Annotated in this window: 15 protein-coding genes; all 15 read right to left on the reverse strand. The window is 33.8% G+C overall.

All coding sequences use genetic code 11. The features are described 5' to 3' along the window. Nucleotides 1-188 precede the first annotated feature (188 nt). A complete protein-coding gene (locus GMJ66_RS08185) occupies nucleotides 189-2,027 on the reverse strand; it encodes a LamG-like jellyroll fold domain-containing protein (protein ID WP_231514875.1) in 1,839 nt (612 codons plus the stop codon). Between the two features lie 680 nt (nucleotides 2,028-2,707). After that, nucleotides 2,708-4,057, reverse strand: a complete 1,350-nt coding sequence (locus GMJ66_RS08190; protein ID WP_156289835.1) for an MATE family efflux transporter — start codon at nucleotides 4,055-4,057, stop codon at nucleotides 2,708-2,710. 110 nt (nucleotides 4,058-4,167) lie between these two features. After that, nucleotides 4,168-7,287 carry an alpha-mannosidase gene (locus tag GMJ66_RS08195; protein WP_156289836.1) on the reverse strand — a complete coding sequence of 1,040 codons (3,120 nt, stop codon included), beginning with the start codon at nucleotides 7,285-7,287 and terminating at the stop codon, nucleotides 4,168-4,170. Nucleotides 7,288-7,347: 60 nt separating this feature from the next. Continuing rightward, the gene (locus GMJ66_RS08200; protein ID WP_156289837.1) at nucleotides 7,348-8,613 is read right to left on the reverse strand and encodes a glycoside hydrolase family 125 protein; all 1,266 of its coding nucleotides are present in this window, start codon (nucleotides 8,611-8,613) and stop codon (nucleotides 7,348-7,350) included. Between the two features lie 44 nt (nucleotides 8,614-8,657). Next, complete coding sequence (locus tag GMJ66_RS08205) at nucleotides 8,658-9,488, reverse strand: carbohydrate ABC transporter permease (RefSeq protein WP_156289838.1); 831 nt, start codon at nucleotides 9,486-9,488, stop codon at nucleotides 8,658-8,660. Continuing rightward, on the reverse strand, nucleotides 9,478-10,443 hold the full coding sequence (locus GMJ66_RS08210; RefSeq protein WP_156289839.1) for a carbohydrate ABC transporter permease: 966 nt from the start codon (nucleotides 10,441-10,443) through the stop codon (nucleotides 9,478-9,480). Before GMJ66_RS08210 ends, GMJ66_RS08205 begins: the two co-directional genes overlap by 11 nt. A gap of 163 nt (nucleotides 10,444-10,606) precedes the next feature. Next, nucleotides 10,607-11,878, reverse strand: a complete 1,272-nt coding sequence (locus tag GMJ66_RS08215) for an ABC transporter substrate-binding protein (protein WP_156289840.1) — start codon at nucleotides 11,876-11,878, stop codon at nucleotides 10,607-10,609. 364 nt (nucleotides 11,879-12,242) lie between these two features. Continuing rightward, on the reverse strand, nucleotides 12,243-12,989 hold the full coding sequence (locus GMJ66_RS08220) for a glycerophosphodiester phosphodiesterase (RefSeq protein WP_156289841.1): 747 nt from the start codon (nucleotides 12,987-12,989) through the stop codon (nucleotides 12,243-12,245). A gap of 42 nt (nucleotides 12,990-13,031) precedes the next feature. After that, nucleotides 13,032-14,480: a sulfatase family protein gene (locus GMJ66_RS08225; protein ID WP_156289842.1), complete on the reverse strand. Its 1,449-nt coding sequence runs from the start codon at nucleotides 14,478-14,480 to the stop codon at nucleotides 13,032-13,034. Between the two features lie 158 nt (nucleotides 14,481-14,638). Next, nucleotides 14,639-15,595 carry a formylglycine-generating enzyme family protein gene (locus GMJ66_RS08230; protein ID WP_156289843.1) on the reverse strand — a complete coding sequence of 319 codons (957 nt, stop codon included), beginning with the start codon at nucleotides 15,593-15,595 and terminating at the stop codon, nucleotides 14,639-14,641. 40 nt (nucleotides 15,596-15,635) lie between these two features. Continuing rightward, entirely contained in the window at nucleotides 15,636-16,250 is a 615-nt protein-coding gene (locus tag GMJ66_RS21175; protein ID WP_156289844.1) for a YesL family protein, read from the reverse strand. A 511-nt stretch (nucleotides 16,251-16,761) separates the two neighbouring features. Continuing rightward, nucleotides 16,762-17,484 carry an amino acid ABC transporter ATP-binding protein gene (locus GMJ66_RS08240; protein WP_156290021.1) on the reverse strand — a complete coding sequence of 241 codons (723 nt, stop codon included), beginning with the start codon at nucleotides 17,482-17,484 and terminating at the stop codon, nucleotides 16,762-16,764. Between the two features lie 2 nt (nucleotides 17,485-17,486). Further along, nucleotides 17,487-18,143, reverse strand: coding sequence for an amino acid ABC transporter permease (locus tag GMJ66_RS08245; RefSeq protein ID WP_156289845.1), 657 nt, complete (start codon nucleotides 18,141-18,143; stop codon nucleotides 17,487-17,489). Between the two features lie 79 nt (nucleotides 18,144-18,222). Continuing rightward, on the reverse strand, nucleotides 18,223-19,029 hold the full coding sequence (locus GMJ66_RS08250; RefSeq protein WP_156289846.1) for a transporter substrate-binding domain-containing protein: 807 nt from the start codon (nucleotides 19,027-19,029) through the stop codon (nucleotides 18,223-18,225). 673 nt (nucleotides 19,030-19,702) lie between these two features. Next, nucleotides 19,703-20,521, reverse strand: a complete 819-nt coding sequence (locus GMJ66_RS08255) for an apurinic/apyrimidinic endonuclease family protein (protein WP_156289847.1) — start codon at nucleotides 20,519-20,521, stop codon at nucleotides 19,703-19,705. Nucleotides 20,522-20,608 lie beyond the last annotated feature (87 nt).

Consider the following 20,608-nt stretch of genomic DNA (forward strand, 5'->3'; position numbering starts at 1 on the left):
TTTAGACAAAATTAAAAAGCATTCCTTTATTACAAAGAAGATGCTTTAGCTTTAAACTATTCGCTTTATCACTTGTCTAACTTTCACACCACCATTCCGACCTATTTTTCAATGAGATTTATACTCAGAACCTTAAAACGCCCGGAAAAGACTTTTTCCGGGCGTTTTACTCATACATTTAATTTCAATTACTTTTCACCATTAAAATCAAAACGTTCTTCAAAATTAAAATCAATTTCAAACTGATCATTTTCAGAGTTTAGATATTTCACATCAAAGTAGGTCCGTTGTGGTTTTGGTAATTTCTCCACCCAAGGGGAATAGGTTTTAAAATTAATTTGATTATCTTGCTCATCAAACTCCGCAAAACGTAACCAACCATTTCCTCCAGCATAACTAGATTGATAGTCTACTAGTATTTGAATAACGTCATTACCTTTTGCATTTTCCTTAACGCGGTGCAGTGCACCATGATTGTGGCCGCTTACTGTCATAAATACTTGGTTATAATCATTAATTAATTCATCCCAAATAAAATCACCTCGGGCTGAATCCACTGCTGAATTACCGTCTCCGGAAACGGCAAGTATTTCATGTGATACTAATATAGTTGGGAAGTTAGGATGATTGTTTAATACTTGTTTTGCCCAATCGCTGTCCTCTTCGGCATGTTTCATATCCACCATCAAAAATAAATATTCATAATTTCCAGCTGGTACGATACCATATGAACTATATCCAGACGGGGAACTTTCTTTAAAATAATCTTTCTCTCTAAAGCGAAGCTCCCCATAATAATCCAAGTAAGGGTCATCCAATCCATAATCATGGTTACCAGCAGTAACAAGATAAGGAACGCGCTGCCTATCAAGTAAGTCCACACCTCTATCAGATGCGATCCATTCATCTAAAACATTGCTCCTGTCAACCATATCCCCTACAAAAGCCGTCATGGTGATGTTATGACTATTTTTGTTCGTAGCAATCCATTTCATTTGCTCATAAAAAATTTCATCCTGATAACGCACCATTTTTTGCGGATCTGGTACAAAAACAAAATTATAATTGTCTTTATCGGTTAATAAAGGGATTTTCTCATTGGTTCCATATTCCACATAATTTTCCTGTACACCATCTATTAACCAATTTTCCTGATTAAGGGCTTGATTGGTCATTCTAATTTCCTGGATTTTCCCAGCGAATAGCGCATCTAATTCGTTTGCCCATTCAGAAGCACCAATATTCCAGCCTTTTCCTTCCACTGCGTCAATTCCAATCATTACTTCATCTGTATTACGAAAATCAGTAACACCATTCACATATAACTTTGAATGAGTACCATCATTTACTATCGCAACATGATACCAGTCTTCTTTACTATCTAACGAGAAAGACCAGTTTGTTTGATTATAATTTAAGTTCGTCGGATGGCTTGTCCATTGCAATTCTTTCAAATTGGAAACAGATAGTGTAGAAAGAATCTCTTTTTCACCCTCTGTTTTATTGATATCTGCGGCTTGGCCCTGTCTAGTTAAAATTCCCATCCAAGAATGTTTCTCAGGAGCAAAATCCTGAGGCATTTTCATAATCACTTCTATCGTAAATCCATCTTCAAACTTTTCTGAGTTAATAGGTGCATCATCTGTTGTTCTAAAGTAGCGCCCAACTGGAGCTTGTTTATAGTTTCCAAACTCTATACTTTGGATAGTTTCATCATTTGCATAATCATCCTCAGACCATCTCACCATATCTTCCATTTCCTCTGAGGAAGCATCTCCAACCGTTTCCAGGGCTAAAGTATTCCCATTACCACTAGCATCTTCTAATAAAAGGTCTCCAGATTCAATGGAACCGGATTTCACGTAGTCCTTAGAGAACTTCCAATGTGCTAAAACATCTTTACTTTCACTTGATGTAACATCTTTTTTTGGTGATGCTTGACTAGTTTGGAGAGATAACAACGACAATAATAGAACAGCACTAACTACGATAGCTACTTTTTTTCCAAATCTCTCTTTCTCTAACATATTTCTCCTCCTCTACTTTCCTACAAATCCTACAAAGTAAAGTATAGAGAACTAATATATAGAAGCGATTAATTTACAAATAATTTTCTGTGAATATTCCTCATACAAAATAACCATGACTTTTAGAGGTGCCTGTCACTTCCCGAATTTTGTCGTTTTTTATTAAATAATTAACTACTTAGAGAAGTAGCCTTATAAACAAAAATTAACGGCATATGCATTAATATTCCAATTCTATTAATATTTTGAAAAGTGCACACGGAAATAGATAATCCAAGAAAGTGTGTACATAAATTCACAAAGGAGCACCTAACAAAAAGGTTCTTTTTTCAGCGATCTTAACCTGCCCCTCTGGTTCTTGGCCATTTAATAGGGCAAAAATATAGACGAGAGAAGTAAAGCTCCCGCCTAATGAAAATATAAAAGTTGAACATTTTTATTTTATACATTTCCCCAATTCATCCCACCAGTAAACTATCTCTATTTTTTCTTTTTTAGATTAATAAGGAGCCCTTCCCAGTTTTATACATTTTCAACTCTCATAAGCATTTGAGCACTTGTATTGCAGTATTTACTATCTCCTCAAATCTCAACAGATAGCTTCTTCTTCTTTTGGTCCATAAGGAAGTCCCTTACTTGTTTATCACTAGATAATCAATAAGCATATCTTTTCAAGGAGCTTAGCTATAAGCTTTTACATCAATTACAGATATTTTTCTCCAATTTCCTTTTTTCCATCTAATGTATAGTAGGAAAGCTCTTAACCATTCATCTAGTATGAAGACAATCCAAATACCCACTAAGCCATACCCAAGCCAGACACCAATTACAAAACTCAAAGGAATTACAAATACCCACATTACTAAAACGCTAATGAGAACTGGATATTTTACATCGCCTGCTACGTTGAGTGCTGAAACAAGAATAACATTAGCTGTTCTAGCTGATTCCCAGAAAACACTCAAAAACACAAGCTGTATCGTGAGTTTAATAATATCTTCATTTGAAGTAAAGAAAGGAACGATACCAAATGATAACAATGCAATCAAAACAGTAAAGGCTGTAGACAAAAATATACCATTTTTTAGCGTTAATAAAGAAAAATAATAGGCTTTATCCTTCTCCTCCCCTCCAATTAATTTTCCTATTAATATTTGTGAAGCTTGCGAAATAGCCATTGAACAAGTGAATACTATAGAAGTCGTTGTTTGGGCATATATTTTGGATGTAACAGCAGCCGCTCCCAGGCTTGCTATAAAACCAGTAATTACTAGTTGTGATAAATTATAAGATACATGTTCCCCGGCTGAAGGAATACCGAGCACTAATATTTTTTTCATTACACCTAGCTCGATTTTTTTCCAATTCAGTACCCCGACTAAACCTTTTTTATGAAAAATAAAGTAAGCAACCATTAAAATAGCACCGATTAATCGACTAATATTAGTAGCAATCGCAACACCAAATACTCCTTCACCAATCAAGGAAAATGGAGTAAATAATACAAGATAGTTAAGAATGATGTTTATAATATTGGTTAGAACAGTAACATTCATTACTATTTTAACCATTGAAAAACTCTTAAAAATACTACTAAAAACCCCCATAATGGATTGAAAGAAAAATCCAATTGCGATAATAGTTAAATAAGTAGTTGATTCTATCATTAAACCACTAGGAGTTTGAATTAATGTAAGCAGATTCCCACTAAAAAAGGACATACCAATAGTAAGGATCATAGTAAACAACAGGTTTAAATATATAGATTGACAAATAATCTTTCCACTTTGTTCTTTATTATTTGCTCCCGAAAGCTGAGTGAGTTGTATTGTAGTTCCGATATTTATAAATCCATATACCATTGTTGCAACAATAATAAGTTGATTTGCTAGTCCCACAGCAGCGACACTTTCATCAGAATACTGACTTAACATTAAGATATCCATGTTTTGTAACAGTAAAATAAAAAGTTGTTCGACTAGAATGGGGATAAATAAAGCTTTAAATGTAGTAGTTCTATTAGTTTCCATTTATAAATATATACCGTTCGTATTCCAAATTACTTAATTTAACTATCATAGAGTTACCTCCGTATATAATTTCAATATTGTACAATAGACATGCCATTTGGGGTGAATCCTTAATTAGTGAATAATATAGTCTTGATTTCGTATGGTTTTAATACTACTTCCACAGGTCCTTTGTTTCCATCACCTAATGGTTCTTCCATTAAGTCTGTTTCAACCCAGGAACTATAATGAAAATTAGGCTGAAAATTTACTTTTTGTGTGCCACCCGAATAGTCATGTAACCTAAATATTACACCATTACCAGATTCAGACTTTTTTATTGCATCGATATAAATATATTGGTTTCCTTTTATTTCGAACATAGGCTTATTGAATCTAGTATTTCCTCGTACAGCTTGTAATGGGTTATTTATGCTCCACGCTGCTTGTACTGTGCCAGCCTCTAGAAAATTACCTGTGTGTGGAAAAAGGCTGTAAGTAAATTCATGAATTCCTATATCTGCCTCAGGATCAGGATATTTACTGCCTTTTAACAAGGTTAGCCTTATTATGTTATCTTTTATATCGTGACCGTATTTACAATTATTAAGAAGACTAACACCATAATTATACTCTCCTATGTCTACCCACTGATGAGCGACACTTTCAAAACGAGCCATATCCCAACTTGTATTCCAATGAGTTGGCCGTTTAACATTACCAAATTGAATATCGTATGTTGCCTCTACTGCTCTTATATTTACCGGAAAAGCTACTTTTAGTAATCTCTGACGTTCATTCCAATTAATAAGGGTTTTAAAATCTATCCTTCGAGTTTTAGAATATAAAATCATAGATTGTACTATAGAGGAATTCCCAAATTCATAATAAAACTCTATTTCTGTAAATAGCGAATTAACTTCTTTTATTTTAATGTTACAGGCATTAATCTCAGTCATTTTTTCTAAATAATAGATATCAATATCCCAAGCATCGAAACTTAAAGGCTTGTCCTCAAATATTTGAAATACATTACCCTTAGAAGCCAATACTTGTCTATCTGCCTTTTTGTCATATATCTCTAATAAATGTCCAAAATCATTCCATGTAATAGTATAAAAAGGCGTTTCTACTTTACTTTCTTTTATTTGAAACGTTTCTTCCTCACTCTTATATTCTCCATCTATCAGTCCATTAATAATCTTAAAACCTAAAGCTGGTATATCTGTTACATACACTAAATAGCCTTCTTCACATTTAGTGAATTCTAATTTATTATTATCTTGGTCCGTAAAGTTATTGATCTGACGTTTTTCTTTAATAAAAACATAATCATCCCGTTTCCAAGCATTATGATTAAACACGGTCCAACAAAACGATTTTAAATTGAAAATCCGTTCGTATAATGAACTCTGTATTTCTTCTATAATTTTATCTGCTTCCTTATATTCTTGCTTTGTATCTTCATATACCTCATGAATGGATGAACCAGGAATAATATCATGAAATTGGTTCCTTAAGATAATCTCCCAACCATTATCGATTTTTTGTTTAGGATAATTCCAATCACTGATTTCTAATTCTGCCCAAACATTTTCAATTTCGATTTTTCTATATGCAAATTCAAGTTTCCTATTTTTTTCTTTAATAAAAGCTTGAGATGTATAGGTTCCACGATGATATTCTAAATATATTTCACCGTCCCAAACGTGGACATATTCATCTGAATCATTAACAGTATGATGTAAGCTGTTAAAGAACTCTTTTGCGGTACCCGTTTTTACAAAGGGTAGTCCAGGTAGCTTATCCATTCTCCTTCTATTCTCTAACATTTCTCTATTTACCCCGCCTCCACCATCACCATAACCATAGGACAATAACAGATGAGAGTTTAGCTTTTTGTCAGCATACTTTTCATAAACACCACTTACTGTCTTAGGCTCTAACACTCCATTATAGGTAGCATGAAATGAATCCGTATCATAGTCTACTGGTTCGGGAGTAGTTATAAAATGTGTAAGTACTTCACTACCGTCAATCCCTCTCCACCAAAATGTATCATGAGGTAACCGGTTATATTGATTCCAACTTATTTTTGTAGTCATAAAGGTATTTATATTAAATTTCTTTAAAATTTGAGGCAAGGACCATGAATATCCAAATACATCCGGCAGCCACAAGTAACTTGGTGATTTACCAAATTCTTTTCTCATGAACTTAATACCGTACATAATTTGTCTTACTAATGATTCACCTGAAGGAATATTACAATCGGCTTCAAGCCACATTCCACCATCCACTTCCCAAACACCTTTATTGACTCTATCTTTAATTTGCTTATAAATCTCAGGATAATCTTCTTTTATATAAGAATATAATTGGGGTTGTGTCTGTAAGAATATATATTCAGGATACTTTTCCATCAATCTCAAGACAGTAGAAAATGATCTAGCTATTTTCTCTCTTGTATGCTTTGTCCTCCAAAGCCATGCTACATCTATATGAGTATGTCCAATGACGGTAACTTCAATATCCGTATGTTTTTCAATAGCATTAAGTTCCTTATGTAATAAGGTATTAGCCCTCACACACGAATTATAAAACGCGTTACTTCCAGGAACAGACCAGTCTATATGATTTAGAACCTTATTAAGTATTCGTTCTAAATGAATTCTTGTTGGGTTATGACTATTTAAAATTTCTATAGTCTTAATAATCATTTCTGCTGTAATAATTAAATCATCCACGTCTCGATGGAGATATGCTATATCACTATATTTAAACTCATGCTTAATATCTCTAGGATGTCCTCCACCTTCGAGACCGGACCATAATTTTAAAGCCAGCTGAACTTCTTTTCCATGATACTTTTTATCCAAAAATACTTCTTTATGATTTGAGTCAACTCCCTGATAAGGGACTTTATTAATGAATAATAAAGATTCAAAGCCGGAGTTATTCCCACTATTTGTTTTTCCAAAATCAAATAAAAGTACTATATCATAATCTATAGTTGTTGTATTTGGTATAAACTGATTGGTAATAAGCCATAAGTAATAATCCCTACCAGACCAAGTACTACCGGGCGTAATAAAGTTGGAACCCACTAACTCACCATTTAGAGGAGGGTATTTTTCTGATTTCGTTGCATCTTCTTTAAAAACCCAGTCTGTTATAGGTCTTCTATCAATATATCGATATTGATCTAACTCTTTCGTTCTTCTTTTCAGTTTTTCTATTGAGTGAAACAAAGAATCCCTCTTTTCTTTGCCTATATAAAAAATTAATCATCTAACTTTAATGCTCAATGTCTAGTGAATAACCTCATAGCCACAGTAATTCAATACTAATTCACAAAACATAGCGTTTCCCCAGGAAAACCATTCTCTTGTATATTCAAAAGGGTTATTAGGGTTGAAAGATTCATGGACCTGATTTGTATTTGCATCATTATTTGAAATGAGTTTAATCTTTTCCCACTTTTTATCCATACATACGTCCGTTATTCCCTCTACAGCTATAGCAATTGGCCATACATTACCAGCGGGGGTGTGTGGACTTCCAACTCCAACTGCCCTCGCCCCCTCATAATAGAAAGGGTTATTATTACTTAAGATAAACTTTCGAGTGTTAAGATAAATCTCATCGTCTTTAGAAATATTGGTTAACATTGGCAATGATAATAAGCTAGGCATATTACTATCATCCATCAATAAATGGTCACCTAATCCATTTACTTCATATGCATACATTTTTTGACCATCGCCGTTTTCAAGTATTCCATATGTATTTACACCTAAAGTAATCTCTCCCCTTAAATTATCTGCGGCTTTTTTTAATATAGGATCTTTCAATACTTCTTCTGAAATAGTTGAAATAATATCTAATACTCTAATAGCAAAAAGATTACTAGGGATTAAGTAATGGTATTTACATGCATCATCACTTGGTCTAAATCCGGACCACGTCATACCTGTATATCCTACAGGTGAGCCACTACCGTTATTTATTAGCATTTTTCTCCCTGGTCTCTGAAATCGGTAAGTAGAAAACTTATGATGGTTTTGTTCTACCTTCCACAAAGAAATAACTGTCGTAGCAACTTCTCTAAATTTGTCTGTAAAAATATTAGTTTTACCTGTGTATTTCCAATATTGGTATGCAAGTTGAAATGGATAACACAGGGAATCAATCTCGTACTTACGTTCCCAAACAATTGGATCTTGTAATGGAATATCATCGTCCCATCTATTTCCGTTTGCTGTCTCGTTAAATGCATTAGCGTATGGATCTTCTATAATATATGAGAACTGGCGGTGAATTACTCCTTCTACCATGCTATCTAGATTTTCACTTTTCCCTAAGAAGTTTAAATAGGGCCTAAGTTGACATGAAGAATCTCTTAACCACATGGCAGGTATATCACCAGTTACCATAAAAACCGTTCCATCATCTAACCATTTAACAGTTTTTAATAAAGTATCTTCAAAACAAACATGAAACATTTCAATTACTTTATTATCTTTTATATTTTCTCGAATAATATCGTTAGCATCTTTTATTACTTCTGAGAACAACTGTATCTCTCCTCATTTGTCACATGATACATACTCTTAAAAAGTTAACTTTTCACAGCACCATCTGCAATACCTGCAATAAATTGCTTACTGAATAGTAAGAACACTATTATTAGCGGAATTGTAGCTAACACCGAACCTGTCATTACTAAGGCATAGTCTGTAGCATATAGAGATTTAAGCTGGGCTAGCTCAATCATCAATGTGAATTTGGATGTATCTGTCATTACGATTAATGGCCATAGATAATCCTGCCACACCCCCATGAATGTAACCATTCCAAAGAATGCTAATATAGGTCTTAATATAGGTAATGCGATGTTCCAATATAAACGAAACGTATTACATCCATCCATTCTACCCGCATCCATTAACTCGTTATGAATAGCTTCTTCAGCATATTGCTTAATTAAGAAAATACCAAAAGCACTAGCCATATCAGGAATTATCAGTGCCTTAAACGTTCCTAACCAGCCGAGCGTCTCCATAACGATAAAGTTTGGCACTAAAGAGAGTTGAGAGGGAATCATCATCGTTGCTAAAAGGAAAAAGAACAAAAAATTCTTTCCCGGAAAATGGAACTTAGCAAATGCAAAGCCTGCAAGTGAAGCAAAAAACAACTTTAACACTGTAGCAACAACAGAAACGAACACGGTATTCATAAACGAACCTATAAAATTAGTACTTTCAAAAACCTCTATTATATTGTTGAATAGTTCTGTTCCAAAAGTCAGTTTTGGAGGAACACTATAAACTGCACTGGTTTCATTCGTTGCCATTACTACCATCCAAAAGAATGGAAAGAGCGAAATGAAGATACCAAGAAATAAGATAAAATGTAAAATAATACTTTTAAATGATAATTTACGATCCATGATTTAGCTTCTTCCCTTCGTTTTTAGGCTTTTGGAAGAACTTCCAATTAAGAATGGAAAAGAATAGTATTATTATAAATAGCACCCATGAAATAGCAGCACCATAACCAAATTGATTAAATTTAAATGATTGTTCATATAAATACAAGACTATTGTCATTGAACCTTGAATAGGACGACCTTCTGCAAGTATTTGAGGCTCTGTAAATATTTGTAATCCACTAATGGTAGACATAATAACTGTAAATAGTATAATAGGCTTCATTAATGGCAATGTTACTTTCGTAAATATCTGTAACGAGTTCGCACCATCAATTTGAGCCGCCTCATACAACTCTTTCGGTATTCTTTGTAAACCAGCTAAATAAAGAATTGAATTATACCCAACACTTCCCCAAATTACCATAAGGGCGATAACTACTTTAATTCCCACAGAAGAGGTCAACCATCGTATTCTTTCCAATCCTATTGATTCTAAAAAGAAGTTTATTAACCCAAAATGAGTTGAAAATACAGAAGAAAATACAATGGCTACTGCTACAGCTGCAGTTACATTAGGTAAGAAATATGTAACCTTAAAAAAATCTTTAAATCTAGTAATAGGGCTATTGATTAAATTTGCAATGATTAACCCCAAAATAATACTAGGCACAACTGAGATGATCCAAATAATAAACGTATTAATAATAGATCTCCAAAAAACACCATCACTAAAAAGCGAGGTAAAATTATTCAATCCAACAAAACTCATGTCTCCAATACCATCCCAACTATGAAAGGAAAGAAATATTGAGAAGAGAATGGGAAAAATGCCAAATACAATGAATAAAAGATAAAAAGGAGAAATAAATAAATATAAAGTTCTAGAACGAACTATATCTTTCCATAGTGTTGATTCAGCACGCCGCGTTTGCAATTTTTTATCGGTTTTCAAACCGTATCTGCCAGCTTCCATTAAAACCCTCCTATAAATAATATTTACTCTTCGCTTCTATAACCGTAGATTTATTAAGGATAATGATTTGACATCCCTTTACAATCCTTATAGTTTATTAAAGAAGCGAAGAGCACCAGTAAGAAAAATATTTAATTTAATTTAAAAAAATTATTATTTGGATTTATTTAGAAAGTTGGGATTTTGCTCTATCAATCGCATCGTTCCATGCTTTTTCCGGATCTTTATTTTCATTTACAATTAATTGAAACTGTTCCAGGATGGAAGATTCTACTAATGAATCATTAGGACTACGATATGCAATTTTTACATCCTCAGCAGATTGAGCAAATACTTCGTTTACTACTTGTCCACCGAAGAATTCTTCCTCAACCTGCATCTCTGGTGCATCATATACTTCAGGTGTTGAAGGGAACAAGCCATGATTCACTAAATTATCCAATTGGTTTTCTGGATTTAAGTACCATTTAAGAACTTCATAGGCTTCTTCTGGATGTTCAGAAGAATTTAGAATTCCCATGAAAGATCCACCTTGGTTTCCACCTCCACCAGGAGGAAATGCGATTCTCCAATTCCCAGCATGATCAGGAGCAGAGTTTACGACATCACCTTTAAACCACATTGCATGAATTAACGATCCCACATCACCAGTATTCATAGCAGCTCTTTTTTCACTACCAGATTCACTAACAAATGTTAATCCTTCTTGATATGCTCTTACAGCAGTGTCAAAAGCATTCTTAACATGCTCTTGATCAGCTATAAAATTATCATTCTCGTCGAAGTATAATTTGTCTGATTGACCAATAACATTACGATAGATCTCATCAATGGTATACATTTTTGCGCCAGTTGCTTCATATACTTTTTTGGATGCCGCTATGTAATCATCCCAATTTTGAATCTCTTTTGCTACGTCTTCAGGTTCACTAGGAAGCCCAGCCTGTTCAAATAAATCAGCTCGATAGTATAATGCAATAGGACCTATATCTATAGGAAGCGCAATTAGTTTATCACCATCGTCAGTTTTGGCAGTAGCCATTTCTAATTTCCATTCTAGGTAAGTATCCTCAAGTTCTTCCGCACCATAATCATATAAATCAACAAACATATCATGATGTGGTAGAAATTCAGAAATCCAGCTGTCCATCGCAACAATATCAGGTCCTTCTCCGCCACCTGCTAAGGTTGTTTGTAGACGTGTTTTAAAATCTTCACCAGAAGGTAGTTTTTCCACTTTAAGTTCAACATTATCGAATTGTTCATTTACCTTAGCTTCTATTTCAGGACTTTCGTCACCCCAATACCACATCGTTAGTGTTACTTTTCCACTATCTTCAGTTCCAGATGCTGTATTCGCATCTGCATTTCCACAGGCTGCCAATAATACAAGCATTGCAATACTTGTTAAAGCTAATATAATTTTCTTATTCATTTATACACACCCTTTTATAAATTATTTAATGGTTCTAGTTATAAGTTCACGAAAAAATAGAACTTAATTATTAATCATGTTGTTCCTCCTTTTCTGACTGGTCTATTCAACATGATACTTATTTATTATTAAATTTGTTTAAATGTAATTATATTTATTTGTAAAAATATTCCTAAATAAATGTGATTTTGTAAAAAATGTTAAATCTATTGCGTTTTTCGCTTATTTTGTTTACATGGAATATAAAAAACAATATTAATAATATTTCAAAATATGTGCATCCAAGCTTATAGAAAAGAACCTCAACCCACTAAAAAAAGAGAGTTGCGATAGCCATATTATTAGCTATTACAACTCTCTTATTCTATTCGCCCTTCATCGTTTCTGGTAAATTCGTGCACATTAAATCGACACCATAACCTTCTAATTTTTTCCACAGCTCGATATCATTCACCATACCGCCATTCACATATAAACCTGCATGATGAATCTCATCTACTAGCTCTTTTGTTAAGTACTCACCAGGTCCATTTAAAACTTGAGCATCAAAAGACTTTAAGTATTTAACCGGATCTACAAGTCTACAAGGTGTAATAGCACTAGTCATAATTGTTTTACTGTACTTTCTTACTTGTGCCAACATATCATGATTAAAGGAAATAATCTGAACTTGTTCCTCCATTGCATAGGATTGAACTAATTCAACAGCTTTTTTTACTAATAAATGCTTCGAGTTTTCAATATTTTTCAACTCTATACTCAACCATATTTTCCCTTTACCCCAATCTAATACTTCTTCTAAAGTAGGCATACGTTCTCCGGTAAAAGCTGGAGAAAACCAAGAACCGACATCCAGCCTTTGTAGTTCTGATAAAGTGTAGTCCCTTAGAAAACCTGTACCATCTGACTTTTTATCTAACTTCTCATCGTGAAAAACAACAATTTCATTATCTTTGGAGAGCTGAACATCTATTTCTATTAGATCGGCTTTTACCTCAACGGCTTTATTAAAAGCCGATATTGTATTTTCTGGACAAAGAGTTGGTGCACCTCTATGACCTTCTATGTATGGTTTATTTCCACCGGTTAATATTGGTTTTAAATCTGTCATATTGAATATCCTCCCAATTCCTTAAAAACCTTAATAGTCTTATTAACTCTTTAGAAAACTTGCTTTATTATTTACCCATTCCCTTAGTTCAGTATTTGTATTATCCTTTAATCTTGCCGCATTCTCATCCAGATGTACTGGAGAAGGGGAATCAAATAAAATAAATTGACTTAATATATCTTTATATTCATTAATTTGTTCTTGATACTCAGGATAATCATATAAGTTATTCAATTCCAATGGATCTTTTTCTAAATCAAAAAACATGCTATTTTCTTGATCCTTTCTAAGCAAAAGCTTAAATTCCTCGGAGCGTACCATATACTCCTTTCCTCTTCCATCTTCAGAAAAGACAAAATCCCTGTTGATAGAATCATTTAGTAAGCTCTTACCTGACATATACTTCCCATTTTGACATTGTGCTACATCAAGTATGGTAGAACCTATATCAATGTTATTAACTAACATACTTGATTTCGACCCCTTGTTATATTGATTAGGGTATTTAATAATTAAAGGTACTTTCATAAGAGGATCGTACATGTGATTGCTCTTTAATAGTAGATGATGATAACCCATATATTCACCATGATCACTTGTATATATAATTAAAGTATTATCATATACTCCTTTTTCTTTAAGTAGCTGCGTTATTTTCCCGACATAATGATCAATATGCGAGATAGTCCCATAGTATTTTGCCATAACATTTTTAAGTTTTATTTCTGTTAGATCCTCATGAGGGAAATATCCTTGATGAACCTTTAAGTCATCCTCTAAACATTCTTGAGTCCAACCCGGTAATAAAGACAAATCATCTGGATTATACATTTCACTCCATGGAAAAGGAGGATCAAAGGGGTGATGTGGTTTAATAAAGCTAACCATTAAAAGATTTTGGTCATCTTGCCATTGCTCAATTGAACGGAGAGCTTGTTCCCCAATCCATGAAGTTGAATAGTATTCCTCTGGTAAATTAGATTCTAACGCTCCAAATGTTTCCCAATAATGTTTCGGTGCTTGATTACGGTATTCTTCTACTTGATCCATTAAATCTACTTCATCAATTAGATCATTTTCTTTTAAAAACCTATGATAATCATCCTGATCTCTTCCTGGTTCTGTTTGTTCTGCCAACATCATCTCATGAAACCCAACATCCAGGTATGTTGGTGTAACATGCATTTTTCCAACGACCTTCGTTTGGTAACCATTATTCTTCAACAGTCTTGGGAAAGTTTCAATGCCACTTGGAATGGTTGATTCGTTCGTATATCCTTGATGTTGATGTGGATACATACTGGTTAATAAGGAATAGCGAGATGGTGTACATACTGGGGAAGCGCAAAAACTATTCTCAAAAAGCACACCATCTTCAGCCAATTGGTCGATATGATGGGTATCTACGTCTTGATTCCCATAGGAACCTAAGCAATCGCTTCTATGTTGATCACTCATTATTAAAACAATATTAGGTTTGTTTTTATCCACTCTAAACAGTCATCCCTTTCTATACTTTCTTTTATAAATAAAGACTTTTTTCACACCACTCTTAATATTCTATATGTACTACATTAATTTTCTTGTGTAGATATGTAATTATTATGTAAATTATTACTATTTTCGTTATATCTCAATTTAACTAATGACTAAATATCTTTAACACAACGAAATCCCATATTACCAGTAGAACTATCTGGTGTATTAGCCGTTCTTGCAGACACTCTATAGCGATTACAATAGGATTCATGACAGAGATAGGACCCACCACGAATAACTCGCATTTCTCCATGCTCAGGTCCTTTTGGATTTATACTATCGGTTCTTATATTTCTATCTCTAGTGAACCAATCTGTACACCATTCCCACACATTACCAGACATATTGTAAAGGCCATATCCATTTGGTTCATAACTATTTACTGGAGCAGTACCACTGTAACCGTCCTCAGCATCATTTTGAACAGGAAATTCCCCTTGCCAAATATTACATTGGTGTTTCCCGTTTGGGACAAGTTCATTTCCCCATGGATAAAGGTTTTGTTCTAACCCTCCTCTCGCCGCATACTCCCATTCCGCTTCTGTAGGAAGTCTCTTACCAGCCCAATTGCAATAAGCAACAGCATCATTCCAGGATATATGTACAACAGGATGATCCATTCGATCATCAATATTGGAATCTATTCCTTCAGGCTGGAACCAGCTTGCACTTTCCACAACCAGCCACCAAGGCGTCTGTTGAACTCTATGCTTAATTTCCCTCTGGACATTCTGACTTACGAATTGATAGAACACAAACGAGTTTCCAAATAATTCTGCTTCCGTTTTATAGTTTGTTTCCCTAACGAACTTTTCAAATTCTCTATTCGTGACAGCATGAGCATCCATATAAAACGAATCCACAGTCACTTTTCTAATCGGGCCCTCACCATCAAGTTTATTTTGATTCTTATCTTCAGTTCCCATAAGAAAAGTTCCACCTTCTATGAGCACCATTTGGTTATAGTCACTTTTTATAGTATTTTCTTTGAAGTGATTCAAAGGCCTTTTCTTTTCTAGGGTCGAATCTCTTCTTATTGAACAACACGAATTTATATTATTATTCATTTATTCTTCCTCCATAAAAGATTAATTGTATGTATAAATCTCATTTTTTAAAATGGATAAAATGATTTGCTATTACAGTTAGTGCAGTTGCTGATAGACTTACACCAAAAAACAGAATTAGACCAGGTATATATACTAGTAAAATATTTATAATGGCTAGTATGATAACCATCAGGATAGATACAATCGGGTGTTTAATTGCGGTCATGAAGGAAAACTTTATGTAATTAACTATTGTAAAATTATAGTTAGCGTAAATTGGCAATAAGTGAAGTATAATAATACCGTAAAAAACAGAAAATAGTATAAACATAATGCTAATTAAGTCAAATATTGGGTGTTCAAAAGAATGATAAAAATTAATATTAAAAAATATTATCAGTCCTATAAGCAATAGAAACAATCCAAGAATGTTACCTTTTTTAATTTCACTTACAAAATAAATCCAAAATGTCTTTATAATAGGCGTATCAATCTCACCCAGCGTCCATCGACGTATAACTGAGATCATTGCTATTGTTGAAGGGAATACCCCCAAAATACTTAATCCTAAGATTGTACAAAATACCCACATTAAATTAATAGTTGCGAGTTTTAAAGACCAATCACATATATTATAAAAAAACCTCCAACCCTTGCTAATACAAATCCCCACCTAAGTTGCGCTTTAATTAAACTTATTTATCAGTATTTTTAATAATAACAAATCAATATTAATAATAAGTTTAAATTGTGTTAATTTACTCTTTACTTTTTATAATTTTTTCTAGTTAATCGTTCATATAGAAAAACATAAAAATACCATTTTCCTAATTGGATTACCGGAAAATGGTCTATTTATATGGTTTATTCTTTCACTTCCATCTGATTCACAATCACTATGATTCTCTAAAAGATCTGAAAAGGTGACTGATTACATAGAATACAAATCCCAAAATTTGCTGACAAATATCTCATGAAAAATAATACTTCAAAATGTTACTAGAATACACAGGCTCATCGGCAAGGTCTCACTTTTGGGAATGTGGTTACCCCCTGCTGATAGCTACTTCTCCAAAAGGAATCTACATGTCCTTCAAATAATCACTTCACAACCTTTTATAAAATATCCTAATTTTAAAAAAGCTTAGAGGTCCTCTAAGCTTTTTGGTTTAATATTTTAATAGTTACAATACTTTTGATAAAAATGCTTGGGTTCTTTCGTTTTGCGGATTGCCAAATAGTTCATCTGGTGTACCTTGTTCTACGATAAAACCTTCATCCATAAAGATAACACGATCGGCGACTTCCTTTGCAAAGCCCATTTCATGAGTCACGATTGTCATCGTCATTCCTTCTTCAGCCAAATCCTTCATGACCTGTAGTACTTCTCCGACCATTTCCGGGTCTAAGGCTGAGGTAGGCTCGTCAAACAACATAATATTTGGTTCCATGGCTAAAGCACGAGCCATTGCTACACGTTGTTTTTGCCCGCCGGATAAGTTGTCCGGGTATACATCTGCCTTGTCTACTAACCCAACTTTATCAAGTAGCTGTGTTCCTAATTCTTTTGCTTCTGATTGTGATTTGCCTTTTAATCTTTTAGGTCCAAGAGTAACATTTTCCATTACCGTCATGTGTGGAAACAAATTAAACTGTTGGAATACCATTCCCATTCTTTGGCGTAATTCATTAATATTCGTTTTAGGTGCGGTGAGATTATCTCCTTCAATAAGAATATCTCCACCAGTGGGTTCTTCCAATAGATTCATACAACGTAAAAGTGTACTTTTTCCTGAACCTGAAGGGCCAATCACACAAACTACTTCTTGTGAGTTAACATCGATATTTATATCTTTAAGAACCTCTAATTTACCAAATGACTTTTTTAGATTATTTACTTCAATCATTTTCATGCTACATCTAATCTCCTTTCAAGCCAACGTGAGAATAGGCTTAATGAATAAATAATGATGAAATACAGAACTCCAACAGCAAATAATATTTCAAAAGCACGGAAATTAGCTGCATAAATGGATTGGCCAGATAACGTAAGCTCAGCCAATCCTATCGCGGAAAGTAGTGAAGTATCTTTAATGCTTACAATAAATTGATTGACGAATGCGGGAATCATGCGACGGATTGCTTGAGGTAATATAATTAAACGCATAGTTTGGCCATAAGAAAAACCAATTGTTCTTCCGGCTTCCATTTGTCCTTTATCAATAGAATTGATTCCAGCACGGAAAATTTCTACTAAATAGGCTGCAGCATTGACTGTAATCGCTATTACACCCGCAGAAAATGCTGTTAAGTTAATATCCATTACACTTGGCAAACCGAAATAAATGAATAGTATTTGAACGAGTAATGGTGTTCCTCGAATGATATCAACAAAGGCAGTTGAAATTGTTCGTAGGATCTTACTCTTTGTTATACTAAACACACCTAGTATTAGTCCAATAAACATTGCTAAAATAAGTGATATGACCGTTATTTCTATTGTCAATCCCATCCCTTTTAATAGAGTGGGTAATCCTTCAAGAATAATATTAATCGTTTCCATCATGCGTGACTTCCCTCTTTCTTTTAGAAAAGGTGTGACAAAACTATGCCACACCTTTTATTCGATTAGATTGTTATATACATTATTCTTCTGAGAAATATTTGCTATAAATTTCGTCAAACTCACCACTATCTTTTAGCTCTCCGAGTCCGGTATTAATTTTTTCTACTAAACCTTCGCTACCTTTTGAAATAGCAATTCCATAATCTTCACTTGGATACTTATCACCAACTATTCGAAGTTGAGATGCTTCACCGTCTTGATTGATCTTATACGCAACACTAGGATAATCATTGATGACAACATCGGCATTACCGTTTTCTAATTCCATATACATGGTGGCATCATCTTGGAGTTTCGTAACCTCGCCATTATATTTTTCAGCAAGTTCGTTGGCTAGTTCCAAACTAGATGTTCCTTGTTTGGCAACAATTGTTTTTCCCTGTAGGTCTTCTTCGTCTTCAATAGCACTATCTTTTAAAGTAACTAAGGATAAACCAGATTCAAAATATGGATCTGAGAAGTCTACTACTTCTAAACGGTCCTCTCTTATTCCAATTGCGGATACGGCTGCATCGACTTGATTAGCTTGAAGCGCTGGGATAATACCGTCAAACTTCATAATATTCCAGTTAACAGTTAAACCTGCTTCCTCAGCAACTGCTTCGACTAATTCGACATCGAAACCAGTCAATTCTTCATCTACTTTATATTCAAATGGTGGATAGTCCTGCACCACTGCAACTGTAATTTCCTGTTTTGTTTCACCCGAAGATTCACTATTTACTTCATCTGTACTACAACCTGCTAATGCAAATGCAATGATTCCAACTAAAACAACCATTACCATCTTATTAACAAAAGTGTTTTTCTTTTGTTGTTTAATCATTTATGATAAGCCCCCTGCAAAAATGTATTTGTTGTCAAAACGACATTATTAATTATATCGATATGTTTAAACATTTAAAAATTAGAAAAATCTCGGTTTATGATGATATTTTTCTATTTTTTGAGATTAATCTTATTAATCTATGTATATTGTAGAAATCCTCATAAAAAGTTACATATACTATCATATCCTCGAGGGACAAGGGATTAGGTCCCTTGTCCCAGGACGAAGTATAAAAAATAAAATGTCCCTTTATTAGTTCAAAACAAATAAAGAGTACAATACCTTGATAAACGCTTGGTATTGTACTCTCTAAATTTAAGTTCTATGTAGAAGTGGTTCTGGTTTTTAAGCAAAAATAATAAGCAAAAGAAACAGCCCACTTATCATGGGAAGGTGAACTTTCCATTCCTCCCCCTGATTCTATATTTTATGTCTGGTGGATTACTTTCTCCCACGCACTTCCTATTTGAAATAGCAGTGGTTCCGATAAATGATTTCCAATGAATTGCATACCAACTGGAAGACCTTTCGAACATATTAGTCCATTTAGAGCTACTCCTCCTTCATCAATCCAGGTTACTTATCATCCTATGAACATACACCCAAAAGGTGCTTCACCTACATGATTCTAAAAATTAAGGAGGAATATCCGCTTACATGTTTCCATTGTTCACTTTTTCTCTACCGGCACATTCTGATACTCACTATATTTTGATAGATGAACTAAATAGAGATGACTTTCATGCATTTCGGCTGCATCCTTTAGATCTCTAAGATTAATTTCGTATATATACGGTCTGCTCGTTAAAAACGGAAGAATAGGCCCCCAATGAATCCTACCCGTTCCTAATGCTAATCCGTCATGTTCCTTTCCTTCGCTATCTACAACGTGGAAATATTGAATATAGGAATCTAATTTTTGTATCTGCTCTAACAATAATCGATTATCACCTTGGAAAGAGATAAAGGCGTGGCTAATATCATATGCCAATGGTAAATGTAATGGCTTAACCATGTCCTCGAACCAATTCGGGTTTTGAGCACTAAAAATACCATTAATGGAATTTTCCCATAAGAAAACATCTTTTCCATATGACAAGATATGTTTTATCTCCTTTACCATATTATCCATATTCTCTTTCCTTATTGCAGAAGTGGCAGTCAGCAAATAGTGTGGATGAATTACACATTTGATAGAGTAGGATATACATATATCAGCAAGAATTCTAGTAGATAAATGATAAAAAAGATAATCTTCTTTCTGTTCGTGGATAATATCTAAATGTCGACCATTAAATTTTGTGGGGTGGTGTAAGTATACATCACGCCCCTGGCTCAATAACATGGAGATCGTACTTTCTAATTGTTTTCTTTTTTCTCCAAACAGATCGTCTTCATTTAAATGCAGTTCTATAATATCCGGGTTATATCTTAATCGATCATACAATTGTTCCGGATCAGATGAACATTTTAAACCTATCTTTAACAACACAATCACCACTTTCCTATAATGCTGATAGTCAGTTAAGGAGTGAATCGTTGTTTTTATTATAACAAACCTTCGTTAAGCCTGAGT

This window comes from Oceanobacillus salinisoli (assembly GCF_009733865.1).
GTDB lineage: Bacteria > Bacillota > Bacilli > Bacillales > Amphibacillaceae > Oceanobacillus > Oceanobacillus salinisoli.